The organism is Gammaproteobacteria bacterium (assembly GCA_028819075.1).
GTDB lineage: Bacteria > Gemmatimonadota > Gemmatimonadetes > Longimicrobiales > Gaopeijiaceae > BD2-11.
The window spans coordinates 102,138-123,796 of record JAPPMM010000047.1 but is presented as its reverse complement, the minus strand read 5'-3'; the positions used below and the strand labels follow the sequence as shown (position 1 = coordinate 123,796).

11 protein-coding genes are annotated in these 21,659 nt (G+C 61.8%); 4 read left to right on the top strand and 7 right to left on the bottom strand.

Annotated features, from left to right (window positions below; all coding sequences use genetic code 11):
- Nucleotides 1-1,729: 1,729 nt before the first annotated feature.
- From OXU32_12875 to OXU32_12865, 3 genes are all read right to left on the bottom strand, one after another.
- A complete protein-coding gene (locus OXU32_12875; protein ID MDE0074843.1) occupies nucleotides 1,730-5,026 on the bottom strand; it encodes a hypothetical protein in 3,297 nt (1,098 codons plus the stop codon).
- 161 nt (nucleotides 5,027-5,187) lie between these two features.
- Nucleotides 5,188-6,843, bottom strand: coding sequence for an ATP-binding domain-containing protein (locus tag OXU32_12870; GenBank protein ID MDE0074842.1), 1,656 nt, complete (start codon nucleotides 6,841-6,843; stop codon nucleotides 5,188-5,190).
- A gap of 110 nt (nucleotides 6,844-6,953) precedes the next feature.
- Nucleotides 6,954-9,515 carry a DrmE family protein gene (locus tag OXU32_12865; GenBank protein MDE0074841.1) on the bottom strand — a complete coding sequence of 854 codons (2,562 nt, stop codon included), beginning with the start codon at nucleotides 9,513-9,515 and terminating at the stop codon, nucleotides 6,954-6,956.
- A 762-nt stretch (nucleotides 9,516-10,277) separates the two neighbouring features.
- Here OXU32_12865 and OXU32_12860 point away from each other — a divergent pair.
- Complete coding sequence (locus OXU32_12860) at nucleotides 10,278-10,802, top strand: hypothetical protein (GenBank protein ID MDE0074840.1); 525 nt, start codon at nucleotides 10,278-10,280, stop codon at nucleotides 10,800-10,802.
- A 16-nt stretch (nucleotides 10,803-10,818) separates the two neighbouring features.
- Here the strand turns inward: OXU32_12860 and OXU32_12855 are convergent, their stop codons facing one another.
- Nucleotides 10,819-11,874, bottom strand: a complete 1,056-nt coding sequence (locus OXU32_12855; GenBank protein ID MDE0074839.1) for a class I SAM-dependent methyltransferase — start codon at nucleotides 11,872-11,874, stop codon at nucleotides 10,819-10,821.
- Between OXU32_12855 and OXU32_12850 the strand changes: the two genes are divergently transcribed.
- From OXU32_12850 to OXU32_12840, 3 genes are all read left to right on the top strand, one after another.
- Nucleotides 11,866-13,020 (top strand): ATP-binding protein, encoded by a 1,155-nt coding sequence (locus tag OXU32_12850; GenBank protein ID MDE0074838.1) that lies wholly within the window; start codon nucleotides 11,866-11,868, stop codon nucleotides 13,018-13,020. The genes OXU32_12855 and OXU32_12850 overlap by 9 nt on opposite strands.
- A complete protein-coding gene (locus tag OXU32_12845; GenBank protein MDE0074837.1) occupies nucleotides 13,017-17,108 on the top strand; it encodes a hypothetical protein in 4,092 nt (1,363 codons plus the stop codon). Before OXU32_12850 ends, OXU32_12845 begins: the two co-directional genes overlap by 4 nt.
- A gap of 507 nt (nucleotides 17,109-17,615) precedes the next feature.
- Entirely contained in the window at nucleotides 17,616-18,002 is a 387-nt protein-coding gene (locus tag OXU32_12840; GenBank protein MDE0074836.1) for a hypothetical protein, read from the top strand.
- Nucleotides 18,003-18,079: 77 nt separating this feature from the next.
- On the opposite strand, the gene OXU32_12835 is transcribed toward OXU32_12840, so the two are convergent.
- From OXU32_12835 to OXU32_12825, 3 genes are read right to left on the bottom strand one after another with little or no spacing between them, the layout of a single operon-like run.
- Nucleotides 18,080-19,900, bottom strand: coding sequence for a CIA30 family protein (locus OXU32_12835; GenBank protein ID MDE0074835.1), 1,821 nt, complete (start codon nucleotides 19,898-19,900; stop codon nucleotides 18,080-18,082).
- Nucleotides 19,897-20,736: an ABC transporter permease gene (locus OXU32_12830; GenBank protein ID MDE0074834.1), complete on the bottom strand. Its 840-nt coding sequence runs from the start codon at nucleotides 20,734-20,736 to the stop codon at nucleotides 19,897-19,899. Before OXU32_12830 ends, OXU32_12835 begins: the two co-directional genes overlap by 4 nt.
- Nucleotides 20,733-21,581, bottom strand: a complete 849-nt coding sequence (locus tag OXU32_12825) for an ABC transporter ATP-binding protein (protein ID MDE0074833.1) — start codon at nucleotides 21,579-21,581, stop codon at nucleotides 20,733-20,735. Before OXU32_12825 ends, OXU32_12830 begins: the two co-directional genes overlap by 4 nt.
- Nucleotides 21,582-21,659: the final 78 nt, after the last annotated feature.

Genomic DNA, 21,659 nt, shown 5'->3' with positions numbered 1-21,659 from the left:
CCGCCAAGTTCGAACTGTCTGTACCCTGCCCTGGACTCTCGATGCACACCGGGTCGGCAGAGCACCAAGAAGCTGTGCGAACTGTCTCGAGGAGTACCGGTTCGAGTCGGTCTGGTTTACCTTGGCGTACAAGTCCCCCCATAGTTCCCTCGGAATCACCCGATGCTGTATATATCAGTAAGCCTTGCATCGGTCTTGATCCCTCCGCGGTTTCACAATAGAGTCTTTCCCTAAGCGATGCGCTTCCATAGCCACAGTCGAAGCTCAACTGCTTGATCAAGAGATGAGCAAGAGTGTGTAGAAAGAGATACTTGGCCGAAATCACTCTAGGAGCCTGCCCTCGTTCCAACCGTTTTGCGTTGTAAGCATCCGCCAATCGTTTAGCTCGCTCCTCCGCTTCCGGCTTTCGGTCAAGCCATTCCTTGATAGAGCGTCGCCGAATCTCTAGGAAGATCCCCTCTCCTCTCACGACGGTGGCCGGAAGCCATCGCCTAGCCGACGCGCTGGGACGTTGTAGCCTGGGATCTGTCCCGCCTTCTGCGGGAAGAACACGAGTGAAGCCCGCGAGAGCTCGTGTCTCCCTTAGCTTTCGGACCAGACACACCCGGCGGATGTACCGCTTACACCAGTTAGAAAGGAGGGCGTCGTCGAGAACGTCCACGAGTAGGTCGCGATCTCGCCCGCCCTCCCCGGCGATGAAGGCGTCGTATTCCGCCCTACGGTAATCTTCCTCCGTCGGTACCGCCGGTGCATTGTTTTGGAGTTTCTGTTCCGCGGCTTGGCGCAACGCTACCGGATCGACGCCGGTACGTTTGGCGATTGTGTCGACTCGCAACGGGTCAATGCGCTTCCCATCAATGAGACCTCCGGTCAGGAGCTCCCAGTAGAAGGAGTCTTCCAATACCCGCATCACCTGCCTTCCCGCTCCCTTCCCCCACAGCGGTAGATAAATCGAACTCACGGTGTACGGAAAGTACACGTTGGAGGCGCCCCGTTGGAGTGTCCTCAGGTGTAGGCCACACGCTCCCTTCCTCCCTGTTTCCCCCAGCCAAGGACGACCACGCCGACAGAGTTGACCCATCTCACTCAAGGCGCCCCCCGACGCCGATGCGTACTCAAAGGACCCCGCCAAGCTCCGCTTTTTGCCACACTCGAGGCACCGAATCTGCACGCCACTCAGCGACGCGGATGACCCGAAAGCCTGATACCGGAGACGATGACCCGTCGTATCACCGCCATGCGCCCATTCATCGAACGGAAAATCTTGAATGTGCCCCTGCACGCAGGCCGATACTATCCGCACTGGAATCAAGAATGGCCGCCGTTTTTCGACGATCTTGGAACACGCGGAATCTCCGATTCCTGAACATCGCCTAGGTCCCATCGCAAAAAGAGGAAGGCGCTTCATGTCACCGCATCTTGGGCAATAGTGCCATCCTGGAAAGCGCACCGATGGAATGCGCTTTTCCCGGTACGCGGTTCCCTTCCCGGTCCGATAGTCCGGTGGCAATCGAAGTTCCTTCACGCCGAGTCGAGTCGCCAAGCGCTCCTCCATGACGGCCCATTGTGGGGGAACCGTCTCGTTCGCGAATGGCCAAACATCAAGACCCGCCACCATCAGTGATTCATCATTCGGCAGATCAACCATCGCTCCAACACCGAAGGTACCGATTAGTTGTGCTCGTCGAACAGGTCGATAGCCGCTCATTTTTCAAAACTCCCTTGCGCATTAATCGTAGTAGTAACCAATCACGCCCAACTCGCAATCCGCATCAACGCTTCTCATCGAAGAAGCGGTGGGCCATGGAGGCTCACAAGCCGCGGCATCCCACCCTGGCAGTGGTTCCGTCCCAAAAGGGTACATCAGTGGTGTCTCTTCATCCTGTGGACCAAACCTCCCGTATCGTCCTGGTTGGGTGGCATGCCACCGACCAATAATATAGGAAAAATCATCTAGCGCAGCGTCCAGCTCCTCTGGATCGACTTCCTCTATCCGCTTTCGGATGACCGACCGAACGCGATCAACGAGATCTTCCTGCAGCGGCGCGTCCGGGCGTCGGCGGAGGTTATTGTCTCCCCAATAGCGGATCAAGGTAACGATCAAAGCATGCAACGCACGATCGCGTACCGGCACAGCAAAAGGCGTAACGCTGGTCGGCTCTACCGCACTGTCCAGTTGCTCGTGGTATGCGCGAAAATGTTCGTAGTGAGAGCGATCGCGTGGCTTGGAGGGATTCAGAAGTACAACGACCAACCCTGGCTGCCCCCGCCGACGCCCGACACGACTAGTGGCTTGAATATACTCGGCGGTCGTTTTTGGTTGGCCAGCGACCATCATAAGGCCCAAGCGGCCAACATCCAAACCGACCTGAATCATATTGGTTGCAAGGCAGATGTCGACGGCAGACCCCGGGTTACCGGTATAGGAATCGAAGAGTCGTTGAAGTGTCGAAGATATTTCTCCACTCGGCACTCTGCTAGTGAGCTCTAAAGTTGGTGAAGTAATCCAACGACGTCGATCATCATCCGTCCCTTTCGCATTCCACTGTCTTGTAAGGCCCATCCGACGATGAAGAACCCTCATGTACTCTCTGATGTCCGCGCTTACGAGCGTCGCGGCGGAGCCCAGTTCCCTGATCGAGTTGAAGTAGGTGATGAGTGTCCAGTAGGGATCCACAGCGGGGATGCTGGCTGGTCGAGACAAGCGCGGAGCTTGCAGCAAAGCAGACATGACTCGGACCATGGCCGTCTGCTGGGAAGATAATCCGGTCGCGAAAACGCCCAAGTAGTACCGCCCATAGAGATCGCGGCGCTCTTCGGCGAAGAAGGAATTACCCCATTCAAGTCCCTGTGGTGGAAAGAGAAACGACTCCCGTGCGTACAAGGATCTCACTTGATCTGGTGCACGGGCGATGGTTGCGGTGGACGCGACGATCTTCGGGGTACGCCCGGCGTTTGAAGTACAGAGTTCGCCGATAACGGTTTCGTAGTGCCCGACCATGGAGCCAAGCGGACCCGAGATGAGATGAAGTTCGTCTTGGACGATTAAGTCGGGCGGAGGGTTTTCCCGATGCCCGTTTCGGAGTCCAAAGATCGCTGATGCGTCTGGATACCAAGGGAGAAGGGCGAATTTGTCGACGGTGCCAATGAGAAGGGTGGGCGGGGTCTTGTAGATGGCGTCATCTGTGACGAGAACAGGCAAACCCGGCGCGTTATGAAAATCGCAGTCGGGATCGGCGCAGACATGTCCGACCCGTTGCAACGAAGGAACCTTCTGGTAGCCGACAACGCGAAATACCTTGTTAAAGCGGTACGCTCCCATACCTGCGCCGCACCAGGGACATGCTACCAATACAAAGCGGTTTTCGTTGTTCCCCTTCCTCTCCATTCTAGAAAGCGCAGCTTTAGCTTGGGCATCGTTGTTTGGTGTTACGCTTCCTCCGACCCAAAGGCCAATGGTCACTGGGGTGGCACCCAAGTAGTGAGGCTGTTGCCGACGCAAGTACTCGAGAGCGCAGATGAGTGATGATGCCCTTTGATATTGCTGTGTCGTCAAGAGACGGAGCGTATACCGCATCAGTACTGCCGTCCCCGAGGTCTTCGGTCTTTGCAATCTGCGCCAGAGGATAGCAAATGCACTGAGCCCGAGGTAAGCTTCCGTCTTGCCACCACCGGTGGGAAACCAGATGACATCGACAACGGCACGGTGATCGTCAGATGGGTCCAAGAATGAGGCTATGTTCAAAAGGACGAAGGCAAACTGAAAGGGGCGCCACTTGTTGGTCGTGTCCTTGTATTCAGGGGGCTCATATGGCTGAGTCAATTTCAAATTTCTGCCTCGTTGTTTCCAACCGCGCGGGCTCGTCGACAGGCGATAGTGGAGCTGCTGCATCAGCATTGCTCGGTTCATGATTGCAAAGGCACGGCGCACGTTCCGGCTCTTTCGGAGGTATTGTATTCCAGTGAGCATTCGACGAAGACACGCGTTGGCTCGGGAGATGTTTGTTCTTGCGGCGGGCAGCAAGTCCGGCGGAATGCTGTCGTCTTGATCGACCGCGTGTTCGAGATCATCAATCCAAGCGGCATAGAGTTTCGCCAAGCGTTCGCCACTTCGAATCGACAACCGCTCATCCTCCGCGAGTCTCTCCATATTCAGGTCAACGGACGAGAGTTCCGTTGGGTAGATGGGCTTGATTTCGAAACCGGGCATCACCTCCGTTCGAATTCGATCGGTGGCGTCAGAGTTCGTCTCGTTCCATTCAGGGGCGCATCCATGGCCGACAGCGAAGACTCTCCGTCCGCGATACAGCAGACGCATCGTGTGCCGCTCCAAGTCAGCAGCGTGCGGCGTGCGTGACGAGGACGGATCTGTCGGGGTCGAGTCGACACGATCCGGATACTCCAGGAAGCAAGTGTCACCCTCACCGCTCACAGAAAAGCTGCACTGGAATAGGCACGTGTCGTTCCTTCTCGTCCCGTAAGCTGTTGTAGCGTTGATCAAGGTAAAGGTGATCATGTGCGAGTCTGGTGGCGTACGGTGAATACCAGGATCTCGGACGAAGACGTGCAATTTCATCTTGACGACCGCGGACCCTGTCTCGACATTCTCCTCGTGTATCTTCTTGGAAAGCAGTTGATCACGGGTGAAGGAGACGGTCTGGCAGATGGGGATACGCCGCCATGCCTGGTACGGGCGCTCGTTGCCGTCTTTGTCTCGCCGTCCCTTCTGCCCGCGCAGTATCTCAGGCTCATACCGGCCAGCTTGGATCTCGACCACAAGCTTGGGAGGCAGACGTACCACCGCCGTCAATCCCAGTCCACTCGGGAGGTATTCGTTTGCCCTGTTGATTTCCTGTTCCGTGTCTGCTTCTGACCTAAGTTCTCGAGCCGACGATGGCCGGCGGGAATCGCCACCCAAATACTCTTGATCTTCTTGTTTCGCCGATTCACCTTCAGCTACTTCTGTATCGTCCTGTTCTTGGATGCTACTCTGGCGCGGGAAGAGTATCCCGGCGCCGTACCGCATTCTGGGCGGGTCTTCCGATCTCAAGATCTCCTCACCCTTGACGCTGTTGGTCCCGACTCCCGTCTGGACCGCTGGCAAACCCGGGTCCGGTCCGACCAACTCCGCCCTTAGAGAGTCAATTATGAATCTCCGTACTTCCTCCGATCCCGTAGCCGTGTCTGTCATCCGAATGGTCCTCTCAGCCTTCGATCCATGGCCTCGGCCGCAGTGCCCTTGAGGCGTTCGTGTAGTAGGACGATGAGGTAGCTTCGCGCCCGGGACATCCCAACGTACAGGAGAGATCGGTTGCGATCTCCCTCAATCTCCTCTACGTCGCATACCACCGTTACGGGACTCTCAAGACCCTTGAACGCGTGGATTGTAGAGAATGCGATCCGATCCCTCTTCTTCCCGAGATGGTCGACGGGTGTGATCCGTTGACCGAGCTCTGAAGCAACTGAATTCTCGAACTTGCGAGGAGAAAGGACTACGATGTCCACCAAGGGAACCCCGTCCCTCGCGAGTGCCTCCAAGACTTCCCTCAGACGAGATACTTGGTGTTTCCGATTCCGCCAGTAGCGGTAGTCTACCGGAAGACAGTCCGAATCGTCTAGTCTATAGGGCAAGGTGTCAAATCCGGACAGCAAGGCCGTCTCTTCCCCAATCCTGTAGGTATTTCTGCAATTGCGTGTAAGTGGTGCGATCGTGTAGCGCCCTGGCGCTACATATTTCGATAGGGTTTCGCCCCAGTCGTCGTGTGATCTCGAATAAATTGCCTGCCGGTTGAAGTCACCGAGCATTACCCATCGTCCCTCTCGCAGGCCACCGGTCAGGCCCTCATCGATGACGTCAAGTACGGGTTCAGTCACTAGGTCTTGCGCTTCATCCATGATACAGAGATCCCATAACCCAAGTGATTCTGACAGCGCGAGTTGCCCATAGAGTGGATATACAAGATCAAAAAGGTCCTCGCTATTCTGTCCTGCAGATCGCTCCGCCTCACGAAACTCCTCTGCCACAGCGCTGCTCAGGATCAGGTCTTTCATGTGACGATGGTAGCTTCCTGCCGCCACGGTGCGTTCCGGACATATCTCGCCAACCCTTTGCGAGAGCCACTCACCCAAGAGACGGTTGTAGCAAACCAGCAGAATCTTGTTCACATCTGAAACGACCCGGCGAGCCAACTCGAGAGCAAGAAGAGTCTTACCTGTGCCGGCAGCTCCCTCTACGACGCAACGAGGATTGCGCTCAAGGAGGTCGAGTGCATCGTACTGCTCTTCCGTTAGCTGCACGATGCGTTCCTCGGATCGCCGAATCACAGTGGAGCGAGCAAGCGCGACGTCGAAATTGGGACGCAAGTAGTTGCGTAGCAGTCTGAGATTCTTCGGCGTGGCCAAACGCATTTGCTTGGTCTTCTTGAGGCGTCTCGCATCATTCGCGACCGCTGTCATGATCGATCGCGAGATCGGTTCTCTGAGGGCGTCGACATCGATCACTTCCTCGGAATCATGATCGGGACTGTCAGGAAACCTGCTGACATCAGGAAGAACGACCGCTGAACTGTAGAGGAGGGAAGCTAGCTCCGACCAGTTGCCGAACTGTTGTCGTACCGCGGAGCGAAGTCCGAAGACGGCATCGCGCACTTGAGCGATTGGGGAACGCGAGAGGCGGTGTTCACGTCCGTACCGGTCACGAGTATACCACATTCCATCTTGGCAACGCACTCCTCCACCCTTTACTTCCAAGCAAACAACGCCCGATCCGGGGATAAGAGCCACGAAATCGATTTCGCCAAAGGGCTTCTCCCCGCGACGAGCTAGGCCCAGTGAGTGGAGCACGGTCCACTCCTCTGTGCCGGGGTCGTTCCTCAGGCGACGGTAGACTTGGTGTTCCGAGGAAGGGGTGTCCGGATGCACCCTTGGGGGGATCATGCGGCTCATAGCGTCCTCTAGTGTTCGTCGTCCAACAGGAAACTGTTCACCTCCCATTGAGGGCGACTCTCCATCGCAGCGGCGACCTCCTCTACCTCAACGACCCATGCGTTGCCCAGAGTCAGCTTGATCCGGCAGGGTGTTGACAGGGTGGTCTCGATGTAGGAAGGCAACTCTGACAGTAGGAGTCTACTCAGTGTTGATCCCGCTTGGCGGTGTTCCGTTCGCAGTCTGACGATGGCGTTCCAAGTGTCCTCCAACCCGCCGAGGAGTTGCTTCCTCCCGCTCGCCCTTGCGATCGTCTCCAAGTCTGCCTTGTCCTGAGGACCGATCCGGTCATCATCGTACAACCAAGTGCGTACCGTAGCCGGCTGACGACGGAGCCCAGCGCGACGCAAGACCGTGTAAATGTCCTCGAAGTTGTGACCGAGTGACGCTACCGCTGGTCGCCAACGCTTCGCCAGGTTGCGGAGAGAGGCGTAGGCCCCAGTTCCGATCTCTTGCTCCGCTACCGCGGCAATCATGTCACGGTCGCCACGCTCCCTGAACAACACGAAGTCGCCTACCACGAGTTCCTTGGCCGATACCAGTGGAATGCGGTGCACGTCGGGCCTGTAACCCAGGATCAAGTCTGTCAGAAGCGGCACCTTGTGTGCATCGGTGAGATACGAGTAGCCATCCCCTTCGAATCCGACGTACCGTGCTTCCCGGACCTGATAATGTTCGACTTTTTCATGACTCGTCTTCTTGCGACTCGCCAAGAGAGACGATACGGGATCAGTTCGATGTCTGTCGCCGTCCTGTACCCTTGGTACACTTTTCGGCCGGTCGAATTCCTTAGCCGTTGACCATCCGTTCAGTCCGGTCATCCGAGTGATCTCTCGCACTGGTCTTCGGAATCTCTTCCATTCCTTGATCCACCGGTTAGCATATAGAGATAGCCAGCGTTCTTCGAAGGGATAGCATAGGACAGCAATGCGTCGACTCGGATACTGCGCCACGATTCTCGACATACGACTCCTTCCCGGCCACGAGCACAATACGATGGAATCGTACGTCTCGTGTGACATCTTGTACGGCAGATATACGGGACACTCAATGTCCGCCGTATCCAAGAACCATCCTACCTGATTCTTGGCCACGGTGTTCCGGGCGACAATCGCCGTGTCGCTCTCTTCTTCGAGATGGGCGAGAAGTGCGTTTCCCTTATCCACACCCGATTCGCGGATCGCAAGTAGGTCTGTGGCGATATCGAGAGCGCGCTCAAGGGCATTTCGAACGCTCGCTCTCATCCAAGCTCGCTCTGCCCGAATGGTTGATTGGAGTGTTCGAACCACCGTTTCAAACGCATCAAGTGTGGCCTTATTCGGTGCTCCGACCCACTCCGTAGCGAGGAGCAATACCCGCCATGTCAAGCTGTTCAACCTAGCCATATCCTCACTTGGCCGGCGGGACCACGCTTCATCGATCAGGTCATGGAGTTTCTCGATCTTCTCGTCAGACACCATGATTGGTACAACTGCGAGATCGCGACAGTTGCGGATCATAATATGCGTTCGCGTCACCGGGGATGCCAGTTGATCGACATTTCCAAGGAGAGGCAACACCGTTTCTGGATCCGGTGCCCATACCTCGCAACCTCGATCTTGGAGAAGTCGTACCTCATCAAGCTCCGAGTGATCGCTCAGGATCATTAGTTTATGTCTCTCGGACGTCTCGTAGAAAGCGCTAGAGTCCCCAGCGAGTCCGGCAGCCCCATTTACAACAACTCTTCGTTCGTCATCCTTGAAACGCCGACACGCTTCTGCCATGAGAGCAACAGAATGCGTGACGGCAACAATTGGCTCGACGGACTGGTCCTTCGCAACAGTGCGACCATTCTTCTTTACTCTTCCCCATGTAATGAGCTCAGATGCGTGTGGACGTAGGCGACCGGATCCGGAGACGACAGTCGTGTCCGCCAAGAGTTGGGTCTTCTGTTGTGGAGCCACCAATACCGTTTGGGTTCCGAAGACGTCAAGATTGCCTCCAGTGTTGATCCCCAGCAGCTGATCGACCGGCGAAGCCTGCCAAGGACTGATCCTGCTGCCTTTCTTTGGCTTTGGACCTTTGCTCTCTGTGGTCGTGAGGCGAAACGCTTCGCTCTCCTTCATGTAGCTGATCTGGTCGTCAACTGGATTCCTAAGCGCGATCCGACGCTCGCCGAAAAGGACAACTCCGTCGCGTTCTACTAACCAAACGCGGTTTTCTGGGGCGACCTTCACCTTGATTCCAGCTTTCAAGGGAGTGGTCAACTGATCCAGTTCGACGTGTTCAAATTGCTCCCAGATGGCATGTAAGGCGCTAGCGAGCGCCAAGGAGAACGCGCAACCGTCCTTGGCTGGTAGTACGATGCAGCTCGGTGCCAGAGAGCCGCGGTCCATCGTGTGAAGGAGTGCCCCGAGAAAGGGTGGGAAAGGTGCTCCAGTTGCAGCGTTGCCTGAGGACACGAACAAGTCCTTGAGCCAAGGGTAGTGCCTCCAGACGTTCTGTGTGACCAGAGACTCGTTGCTGGGGTTCTCCCAGGTGGCGCCTTCCATCTAGGCCTGTCCCTCCTCCATGGTCATTGCGAGGCACCCGCAAGGCGTCGTGAGCGACGGGTGTGGGGTCACATCCCCTTCGTTGTCCGCATTTCAGCTGGTTGTGCCCTTCCCATTCTGCCCGAGTTGTGCCTCGCTTCGTTCTCAAATCCTAGCGTGCTCGTCGAAGGGCATACGAGCCCCATGATGCCTAACGTCATCCGTTCCGTCAATTCGACAGGCCTAGGGTCGGAGACCATTCCGCGTCCTCACGCCCGCAGATGGTTCCCCAGGCCCTTCCTACATCGGATCATCGAAGAAACCGCTCCGCGACAACGCTTGCTTTCCCCGTTCATTGCGCACGTCTGCAAGCAGCAGTACCATCGCATCCGGTTCGACCCCTTGACACACGCAAGAGTGGGCTGCGAGCATCCGGTGCGGGACGCACCTGCGCATGGCCAAGCCATCGCACTGCCCCCTTTCCGAGGCCCGCGCTCCGGCGCGGGTCTTCGTGTGTTCTCACCTCGGACAGGACCTACTCCCCCATTAATCCCCTCGCACTCCTCCGGGTCGTAGCCCTCGATCATCTCCATCATCCTGAGCGCTAGGCGATCCCCTCCTCGAACCGTTGCGAGGTACGCCGGGGATAAGGAAAGATGGAGGTGTCGGAGTCCGACGCTTCCAGATGTAGCATCTCCAGAACGCATGCAGAATGCGCGGGGGAAGACTAGCGTGGAGTGGCGTGGAGCAAGGTTTGGCATCGTCGCGCTTGCCGCGGGAGCGTTGACCGCGTCCATCCTGGAGGCTCAGGAGGTGAACGGGGAGCGCGACGGCTCAAAGGAGGACCGTCCGCTGCCCGACGTGCTCGTTGGGATGAGGGGAGAGCTCGTCGGCTTGTTCTCTCCGGGGGCCAATCTGGATGTCGTGGTGCGTTTCCCGGATACCGCCGCTTGGGCGTCCATGGGATTCCTGGCCCAGATGGTTCGCTGGAACGTGCAGTACGACCACAAGACCCGGCGTGATCATCAGTATCTCGGCCGGGTCCGCCTGGGCCTGGGCCAGGGCGAGGGGCCGATCGTCTACGGGCTCGTGGAATACGGGACCGGCGTGATCAAGACGGAACCCGAGTCCATGCGTGGAGACACGTACAACGTGACAGGATTCGGACTGGGGGTGGGTTGGACTGTCCGCCGAATGACCATCTCGACCGAAGCCGCTGTCGGATCCGAAGACCGAGCCGATCCGAGCGCGCGTATCAGCCTGGGCGTGTCCTTCCAGTATCGCATCCTGCCGGCCGATTCCCCGTAACCGGTGGTCGTGACCTTCACTGCCGCGACACCCGCACCAGATGGCAGCTGCTCGATGACTGCCAGTCCTCGATTCTCATCGACAGGCTGTCGAACAGGCGTCCGATCGCCGCCTTGTCGCGGTACGGCTGCGTCTCCGGCGTCGCTTCGATGAAGGCGTCGGGATCCCCGGCCTGAGCGAGCACCCGCCGAATCGCGAGGGCTACTGCGCGTTCACGTTTCGTCGATCCGAGGGCCGTGCTGATGCACAACAGGACGGCCTGGAGCGTGCTGATCCCGGCCGTCTTCGCCACCCACGCCACCAGCGCACCGAAGCCGAGGCGACTCAGCACCATTGCCGACCGCATGTGCAACGTGCTATCCCCCAGGAGTCCAAGCGAGGTCAGGAAGCGCTGCTGCGCCGCACTGTATCTGTAGAACGCGACGAAGACGTTGCCCGTCCCCGAAACGATCCGGTTCGCTTCGCGCAGGATCGTCTCGATCTGCTGCGCATCGGCCATGAAGTCGATGACGCCGGTCGCAACGATGACCGTCTCATAGGTCCCATCAGCGAACGGCATCGCGGTCGCATTCGCGCGAACCAGGGACAGGCCTCTGCGCAACCTGGCGTATTCCATCATCTCGGCGCTCAGATCGATGCCGTCGCATCGCAGCCCCTGACGCCGAAGCTCCTCGACGATCAGCCCCTGCCCGGAACCGACGACCATGACGGGTGGGCGAATGTCGCCGAGGATCAGACGCACGCTCGGCACGTTCAGGTAGTTGTTTTCGAGGCGCCAGTGATGCGGCGCCAGCGTGTCCCAGTAGTGGGCCGTGGCGCGCGCGGCCGCCTCTCCGTTTCCCTTGGTCACGGTCAATGGCCTCCTTGATTGCCGGCCAACGTTCGTTGCTTGGTTCCAGAAACATATGATATCTTGAGCAGACAAGCACAGAAAGTTATCATAAAACTCATGAACAGCTTCCAACGCCCCCTCGTCGACGACCTTGTCCGTCTCCTGACCGACGAGCTGCCGCCGCGGATCGTCGCCGTCACCGGACCGCGCCAGTCCGGCAAGACGACGCTCGTGCGGCACGCGCTGAGACGCCTGCGCGCGTCCGGGCTCCCCGGCCGCCACATCGGGGTGGACGACCCTCAAGCAGGCGTACCCTTTGCGGGATCGGAGACAGCCACCGTCCGCATCGATCCTGGGTTACGCAACGCCGATTGGCTCGTCGGCGTCTGGGACTGGGCCCGCGACCGGGCATGGCGGCACGAGCGCGGGTTTGTCCTGGCCCTCGACGAGATCCAGTACGTGGAGGGCTGGTCGGCTGTGGTGAAGGGACTCTGGGACCGCGATCGCGAGACGGGGTGCCCGCTCAAGGTGATCATCCTCGGATCCGCGCCCTGGAGCCTGCTCACGGGACGAGGCGAGAGCCTGGCCGGACGCTTCATGCCGCTCGATGTGCGTCACTGGTCGTTGCAGGAAATGGTAATCGCCTTCGACTTGACGCTCAACGAGTATCTGTTTTTCGGGGGCTACCCGGGCGCTGCGGCGTTGATCCGGGACATGAGGATGTGGCGCGGATATGTGGTGAATGCCATCATCGCGCCGGTCTTCGGGCGCGACATCCTGACGCTGACGCGGGTGGACAAGCCCGCGCTGATGCGCCAGCTCGTGGACCTGGTCCCGGAGTACTCGGGGCAGATCGTCACTTACACCTACCTGGTGGGGCGGCTCCGGGACGCCGGGAACGTGACGACCGTGGGCCACTATCTCGACCTCCTGTCCGACGCCGGCATCGTGGCCCACCTGCCCAACTACTCGGGGAGCGCCGTCCATCGAACCCGCTCCAGCCCCAAGCTGAACGTGCTCAACACCGGGCTGATGACGGCGCTGTCGGGCTATTGCTTGGATCAGGCCCTCGCCGACCGCACGTTCTGGGGCCGCGTGGTCGAAAGCGCGATCGGAGCGCACCTCTACAACACCCTCGAAGCGGCCATGAGCCTCAGCTACTGGAGGGACGATCCCGACGAAGTCGACTTCGTACTCGCGCAGGGACCCCGCGTCCTCGGCATCGAGGTCAAGAGCGGGGCACGGGCACGTCCCGGGCGCGGGCTCCAGGCCTTCAAGCAGAGGTTTCCGAAGGCGCGGACGCTGCTGGTCGGTGGGGAGCGAGGGGTTCCCCTGAACGAGTTTCTCGCCGAACCCGCATCCCATTGGCTGGAGAGGGACGGGTGAGATTGATCGTTCCACGCTCCGTGACCGTGGGCGGGGAAGGGCGGGATGGACGCCTGGGAGCGGGTGGTGACCACAGCCGCTCGGCCCCGCTGGCGGATTTCCGCTCCGAACGCGCCTACGTTTTGCTGGGGGATCCGGGGGCGGGGAAGACGGAAGCGTTCAGGACCGAGAGCCGTGCCGTCCCAGGCAGCATACGGGTCACGGCGCGCCGCTTCATCTCCCGAAGTCTCGACAGGTATCCGGAGTGGCGCGCGGAGACGCTCTTCATCGACGGACTGGACGAAGTCCGTGCGGGCCGCCCCGACGCCCGCAGGCCCATGGACCTGATCCTCGAGCGACTCGAACGCCTCGGGAGCCCCAACTTCAGACTCTCGTGCCGCGCGGCGGACTGGCTGGGGCGAAACGACCTGCAGGAGATCGTCTCGACCGCCGGGTACGGGGATGTTCGCGTCCTGCACCTCGAACCCCTCCGGGGCGAGGACATCCTGCGCATCCTCAAGGACCTCCGCGTCCCTGATCGGCGCGGTTTCGTGCGTGAGGCCGGTGAGCGCGGCCTGGGGGGGCTGCTCGCCAACCCGCACTCGCTCCGGCTGCTGGTCAAGGCCAAGGGGCGTGACGAATGGCCCCGCGACCGCCACACCACGTTCGAGAGTGCGTGCCGTGCCCTGGCTCGCGAGCGCAACGATGAGCACCGCGCGGTTCAGCGCTCCCCGCCACTCCTCTCGCTCGACCGGATCATGGCTGCGGCCGGCCACCTCTCGGCACTCCTCCTGCTGTCCGACAAGGAGCGTGTCTCCATCGATGCTTCGGAGGACGTCGACAGTCTCTGTCTCGAGGACATTCCCGAGGGTGACCACCCCGCGTTTCTGCGGGCGCTGAGGTCCAACTTGTTCAGCGTGGACCCGGACGGCGGCTTCGTACCCCCGCATCGTCAGCTGGCCGAGTTCCTCGGCGCGCGTTTCCTGCACACCCGCATCGATTCCGGAGTCCCGGCGAGCCGGGTTCTCGCGCTCATGACCGGAGAAGACGGCGTGGTTGTGACCGAGTTGCGCGGACTGTCCGCGTGGCTGGCGGCCTTCGACAGGTCGTCGCGACGCGCTCTCATCCGGACGGATCCCGTCGGAATCGCACTGTACGGGGACGTCCAAGGTTTCCGTAGCGACGAAAAGGAGCACCTCCTTCGCGCGTTCGCGGACCGGGCCGACGAGATCAAGGCGTGGTCGTGGCCCCCGGTCGCGCTGGCGTCATTGATCGACAGTCACACTCTCCAGTTGCTGGACGGCTATCTCGGGGATGAAGACAGGGGAGACGGACGGCAGGCCGTCGTGAGCCTGCTCCTCTGCGGCCTTGATCAGGTCAGCGGGCTCCACCCGTCCTGCGAGCGTTTGGAACAGGCGGTGCGCGATGTGACCTGGCAACCGTGGGTGCGACAGTTGGCGCTGCGCGCGTTGCTCAGCCATTCCGGAAGCGGGGAAGAGGGGGTACCAACCCTGAGGGCGCTGCTCGACGACATCAGGGACGGAGATATCGAGGATCGTGACGGCGAGTTGGCCGGCACACTGCTGAGCGCGCTATACCCGGACCACGTCGGGCCCGCGGAGATCTGGGACTTCCTGATGCCTGCGCCTGGGATCCAACGTGGCTACGAGTATCGCAGATTCTGGGCCCAACGCCTCCTGGAAAAGACCAGGGAAGGTGATGTGATCACCCTGCTTCGGAATCTCACAATACGCGACACCGAATTCCGGGCCCGCATCTCGGATCACAGGCTGGGCGGTGTCACGTTGAAGCTGCTACGCGCCGCGCTGGCTGCGGCAGGTGAGGAGGGCGGGATCTCAACCGTCTACGGCGGGCTGGAATTCATCAGCTCTCCTGAGCTCCGCTGGCCGCGCACTCGCAGACCCGGATCTTCGGGCGTCAGTCGATCACTTGCGGAACGTCCTGCTCTCCAGAGGGAGCTTGCCCTCGAAGGTCTGCGTCGAGAGCTACGCGACGTTGATCCGGACGAGGTTCGAGGACGCGCATGGAAGGTCCGGCGCATCGTCTTCGGAGACACCCTGCCTGGTGACTTTGCCCAATGGTGCCTGCAACAGGCTGTGGAAGCAGCCCCGGCCTGCATGAACATCGCGCTTTCGCTGCTGGAATGGAGCCGACCCTGGCACGACGGCGATTCGGATTCGGGCATCTCGATCGAGGAGGTTCGAACGGCGACGGAAGGCGTAACGGGCCTCGGCCGCGAAGTCGAATCGTTCTTCGACGCACAGAAGCAGTCAGAAGCTCGCACGCGAGCCATGGAGATGCGGGTCAAGGAGCAAGCCAGCGAATACTTGGCGGAAGACAATCGCGAGAAGGCCGAGTTTGTTGCGTACGTCCGGAAGCATGCTCCGGAACTCAAGGAAGGGACGTGCCCTCCGGGACTGCTGCACCACATCGCAGAGCCTTATCACGATGTTTTTGACGACGAGGCCGCTTCCACGCCCCGAGCGCGACTGACCAAACTCCTCGACGAACATGCGGACCTGGTAGAGGCGTCGCTCGCTGGATTCCGCCGGGTAGCCAAGCGCCGGGACCGTCCTACCATGCGGGAGATCATTCGCCTTAACGAACAAGGCCAAAGGTCGCTCTATGACCTGCCAGTACTCGCGGGGTTTGACCAGATGAGGCCGGAGTCGCTGGATTCGTGCCCGTCCGCCGAGATCACTAGAGCGGCGGCGTTTGTGTACTTGACTCCCGTCAATCTCTCCGGCCACCCGGAGTGGTTCCTGCGGACACTGGAACGCCGTCCCCGAGCGGTTTCCGAGGCCTTGATCAAGGTGACCCGTTCCCGGATTCGCAGGCGGCTCGACTGTTCCTATCTTTGGCACCTGGCACGCGAACCGTCGTATCGCGCTGTGGCTGGATTGGCAACGGCTCCGCTGTTGCGCGCGTTTCCGACACGATGCGCCGAGCCCCAGGTGTCGGCACTGCACGAGGTGCTGCTGGCGGCAGTCAGATGGCAGCCCTCCGGAATCGAAGAAGCCATTCGGGCTCGTGCAACCAGACCCGGCATGGATGTCTCACAGCAGGCACTGTGGCTCGCGGCGGGATTGTTCCTGTCGCCGGACGAGTACCTGAGCCGACTAGCGACCTTCGTAGAGGACGGCGAGGAGGCGCGATCACGGCAGGTAGTAGGGTTCTTGGCGCCGGGCGGTGTGGAGATCCCGCAACCGTCGTGGCGGACTAGCGCACTCGGGAGACTGATCAGGCTTCTGGGATCTCGTTACTCGCCTTGGAGGGCCCCGTCCTCTGGGGTCGGGTCCTTCGTAGATGAAGACAGAGTCAAGGTGGAGGGGTTGATCACGCGATGGGTAGCCGACCTGGCATCACGCACCGACCCTGACGCCTGTAATACTCTTGAGTCGCTTGTTGACGACCCGGCCCTGGAAGGTTGGAGGTGGTCTCTCACACAGGAACGCAGCCAGCAGATAGTTGCACGCCGAAACGCCACCTTCGCGGTCCCGGAACTCAAGTCGATCCAGGTGACGCTGGCGAACGACCGACCCGCCAGTCCTGCCGACCTGGCCGCGCTAGTGGCCGATAGGCTGAAGCTTCTCGCCGTGCGGATCCCGCGCCGCAATACGGATGACTGGCGCCAGTACTGGAACGAAGGCAGCAGCAGCTCGTTGCCCAGACCAAAGCACGAGGATGCGTGCCGGGACGCGCTTCTATCCGATCTGCGGCAACTTCTGCCCGATGGCGTCGATGCTCAGCCCGAAGGGCATTATGCGCGAGACAAGCGGGCGGACATCCGCGTCTACTTCAACGGCTCCGCCATCCCGGTGGAAATCAAGAAGGACTCCCATCGGAAACTCTGGAGTGCCGCAGCCGACCAGCTTGTGCGGCAGTACACGATCGATCCCGACTCGTCCGGCTACGGCATCTATCTCGTGCTATGGTTCGGGCTCGAGAAGATGCCTGTTCCTCCCACGGGCCGCCGTCCGAAGACGCCGGAGGCGCTGCGGGAGCGCCTCGAAGAGCAACTCGAAGGCCCCTACCGGCACAAGGTCAGGGTGACGGTGATCGACGTGAGTGGATCGGTGGATTCCTGAAGTTCCCTCACCGCCACACCAGGGGCAGACCCGTTGACAAGCACAAAAGCGGGCTGCTAGCGTCCGGTCGGGACGCACCTGCGCATGGCGAAGCCATCGCACTGCCCCCTTTCCGAGGCCCGCGCTCCGGCGCGGGTCTTCGTGTTTCTACCCATCAACGAACGGCATCGCTGTCGCATTTGCGCGTGCAGGATGCCCTGTATGCCAAAGAGTCCCGCGGCAATTGACAATTCCCGGATTTTCTGAGGGGGGCTCTGCCAAACGGGCTTGTTGGGTTGCCATTTGACGCTAGATGCTGCCGTCTTACGTAGCTCCATCGAAAAACCGCAGCTTCCACCCGAAACTGCAAATTGCATAAATGATTGCTATTTCAGTAACTTGCGCCATTGGACACAGCCTTGTTGACGTGTTAATTTGACTGCGTGAGGTCCGTGACCACGCTCCCACCTCGAAGCTTGGCCGGACTCGACGCCACGCCGCCCAAGCAAGTGGGTAGGGAGCCACGTTATGATCAGGCACAACACGATCAACCGCCGAGAACTGCGGGAAATCGCCGAACGGACCCAGGCCGGGGAAACCGTCGGGATGACGGTAAGACAGCTTCTCCGTCTGTTCGGCACCAGAAGGCGGGGATACCAGGTCCAGTGGTTTATCGACAAGGAACTTCAGAAGTTCGGTCTGGACACCAGGCCGAGCTTCAAGATGCCGAGGGAATATGATGCGATGGTGTGGTTTGTGGTCCGACCGACCGAGGAACAGGTCAAAGCCGCCCTCGGCGAGTTCGAGAAGACGACGCGCGGGACGGATTGGAGACGGAGAGCGCAGACTCCGATCTACGCGGACCGGGTGCGGAAACTCTTGAGGCGCCTTGGACGCGTGAGTCCGACGAAGTAGCGTCGCGGACATCGGTGATGGCTGAGCAGGGGGCAAGATTTGACGTCAGCGGTTCGTCGAATTCCTGACGCTCGATTTCACCGAAGCTCGAGATCATCCACCTCGAACCCGAACCCCCCCACCGGCCCCTCCGCCACAAACGCCAGCCCCGCAATGATCTCTGGCGTGGCCGTCGGGAAGTCTTCCAGCGGGATCGCCACCTGGGTCCACTCCTCGGGAGCGGTGAACGTCACGGTGGGCGGCGGCCCGGCCGGCTCCGCGCTGCTGATCAGCATCACCGAGTACTGCCGCCCATCCCCCCGCGTCCGGAAGCGGATCGCCTCCCGGCCGGAGAAGTCCACGGGCCGCATGGGCTGCGCGCCGGGCATCCAGATCACGCCGGCCCAGGGGAAGGGGACTCCCGGGGCGATCTCGCCGGTGACCACGAGCGCGCCGTCGCGTACAGCTACGCTGGCGGTGGAGGAGCCCCCGGTCAGTTGGTCCGTCGTCACGTCCCATGCACCGAAGCTCGCCTCGAAGCCGTCCTCGAAGTCCGCGATCAAGGTTTCGCCCGGAGCGTGCGCGATCTCGGCCTGGGGCCCGGTCCCTGCGGAGCCGACCGCGCGATCCACCAGGTACCCATCCTTCCAGATCGCGGCGATGTCGTGGCTGCGCGACACGTCTTCCTCGAGGTCGCCACGCACCAGCACCAGATCGGCGAGATGGCCTTCGGCGATCCGGCCGCGCTCCGCGACGCCGACTGCGTCCGCCGCCACCGAAGTCGCCGCCGCCAGCGCCTCCGCGCTCCCCATGCCGGCGCGTGCGAGCAGGCGCAGCTCCCCGTGCATGGAGATTCCCGCCCCGGTTCCCGGGTTCGGGGCGTCCGTGCCCGCGACCAGCCGCACTCCGGCCGCGCGCAGCCTGCGGACGTTCTCCATCGCCACGCGTCCGCCCTCCCCGAGCCCGCCCGGGAAGCGGCCGTCGAGCGTCTGCCGCTGAATCGGCGAGAGCATCGCTTCGTCGGTCTCGCGCACCAGTTCCGCCACCGCCGGGTCATCGGCCGAAACCATGACCGAGAGCGTCGGGACCACGAAGATGTCCGCCTCCGCGAAGCGCCGGGCATCCGCCTCGGAGACGACCTCGTCGCGCCACACGTGCACCAGCCCGTCGGCGCCGAAGGCCATCGCCTCAAGTGCGGTTTCGAGGGTGCTCACGTGCACCACGGCGGCGAGTCCCTCCGCGTGCGCGGCCGCGATGACTGCGGCGACCGTCTCCCCATCGAGCGACGCGATTTCCATGCCGAAGGCGCTGCCGTCCTCGTAGATGATCTTGATCCAGTCGGAGCCCTCGGCCTTGCGCGCCCTCACCCACTCCGCGGCCTCGTCCGGGCCGGTCAGCGTCTCCACGGGGATCCCGTACTGCGTGCCGTGCCCGTCCGGGGCGGTCGCGGTCATGCCGGCGGAGAAGAGGTCCGCCTGGGTGCCGCGCGCCACTTCTTCGCGCGCGGGCCGCATCGCCGCGGCGAAGGCCGGGTCCGTGGACTGGTCCAGCACCGTGGTCACCCCGAAACGGAGCGCGTCCCCCAGCGTCGAGAGGAAGCTGTGCACGTGGCCGTCGATCAGCCCCGGGATCAGCGTGTGGCCCCGCCCGTCGACGCGCGGGAGATCCTCGGGCAGGTCCAGCCTCTGGCCGGCGTGCCGGATCCTCCCGTCCTCGACCCACACGTCCCATCCCTGCCGGAAGGCCTCGCCGTCGAACGCCGTGACGTCCACGATCGCGAACGTTTCCTCGGGAACGCCACGGGCCGGGCCCTCCACCGCCTCCGGCACCGGCAGCGTCGCGAGCACGCCGGTGAAGACCGCGACTCCCACCACGAGCCAGGTCAGGCTGCGGCCAACGAGATGGCGTGCACTCTTCATCGGGATCTCCTCATCGAGAAACTGTCCGCGCGGCGGAACCCGAGCGCCGCCACGGCGAGGAAGACGAGCGTTTCGGCCGCCAGAACCGCCAGGTGCATCGGGACCGGCTGCCCGCCGTCCATCGCGATGACCTTGAGCGCGAGTTGCGCGTGGTGATAGGCGGGAAGCGCGAGCGCGATGTCCTGCATGACATCCGGGAACATGTAGATGGGGAGCCAGAGCCCGGAGAGCATGGCCATGGGCAGGAAGACGAGGTTGACCACGGCGACGGCCGAGCGTCCCTGGGCCCACGCGCCGATCGCCAGGCCCAGGGCGCAGAACGGGATCACGCCCGCGAGCAGCACCCCGGCCAGCGCGAACCACTGCCAGCGATAGAGCGCTACCCCCGCCGCGTGGGCGGCCATCAGGAACAGCGCCGCCACGACCACCGCGCCGAAGATCAGCGCCGCCATGACCTTGGCGAACAGGTAGGCGCCCGCGGGCATGGGCGTGGTCTGCTTCAGAAGCAGGACGCCGGTGTCGCGTTCGTTCGCGAGCCCGGCTCCGAATCCGAAGAGCGCCGGACCGAGGACGCCGAAGACCCCGTAGGTCGCCAGCACGTAGGTCGGCACGGCCAGCGACACCCCGCGCGCGCCCATGATCACGCCGAAGAACAGGTAGAAGATGAGCGGGAACGCCAGCGTGGGGATGGCGAACATGGGCTCCCGCAACACCTCCACGAACTGGAAGCGGGCCTCCAGGAGGTAGATGCGGAAGCGGCGGGTGGGGGTCAGGCGATGGGTGTCGCGAGCTTGCATCGAAGCGCCCGCGCTGGCCGTTGCCGCCCCGCCGGTCATGCCGCGCCCTCCTTACCATCCCGCGTCAGCGCGAGAAACGCCTCTTCGAGCCCTGCGGCCACGACCGTGAGATCCGCTAGCGCCTCGTCGCGGGCGAGCAGCTCCCGGACCAGGTCCTCGGGCCGCGTCGTCAACGCCTCCAGATGCTGCCCTCGCGTCCTGGCCTCGACGACGCCGGGCAGGCTGGCCACTTCATCGGACGCGATCCGCGTGACGCAGCGCACCAGCCGCCCCGCCGTGCGCGACTTGATCTCCGCCGGGGTGCCCTCCGCGATCCGCCGCCCGTTATGGATCACGACCACGCGGTCCGCCAGCGCGTCGGCCTCGTCCAGGTTGTGCGTGGTGAGCACGGTGGTGCGCCCGGAATCTCTGAGCGCCCGGATCTCGCTCCACAGCCGGTGCCGCGCATCGACGTCGAGCCCAGTGGTGGGCTCGTCCAGGAACAGCAGCTCCGGATCGCCCGCCAGCGCCAGGGCGAACATCACCCGCTGCTGCTGACCTCCGGAGAGCTTCCCGTACCTGCGCCGGGAGAGATCCTCGAGGCCCGCCATGGCGAGCAGGCGCGAAGCCGCAATCGGCGCGGGATAGTAGGCGCGGAAGAGCTCGATATGCTCGCGGACCGTCAGATTCGCGGAGATGCCCGAGATCTGGAGCATCGCGCCCCGCCGCACCCGCACCTCCGGCGCTCCCGGAGCGAAGCCGAAGACGCTCGCCGCGCCCTCCTGCACCTGCAGGCTCCCGAGGAGGAGGCTGATGGCGGTGGTCTTGCCGGCGCCATTGGGGCCGAGCACCCCCAACACCTCGCCACGCCGGACCTCCAGATCGAGATCGTCCAGCGCCAGCACCGGTCCGTATCGATGTGTTACGCGGGAAAGGCTGGCTAGGGCAGGGCTATGCGTTACAGCGGCTTGCATAGGGCCAGC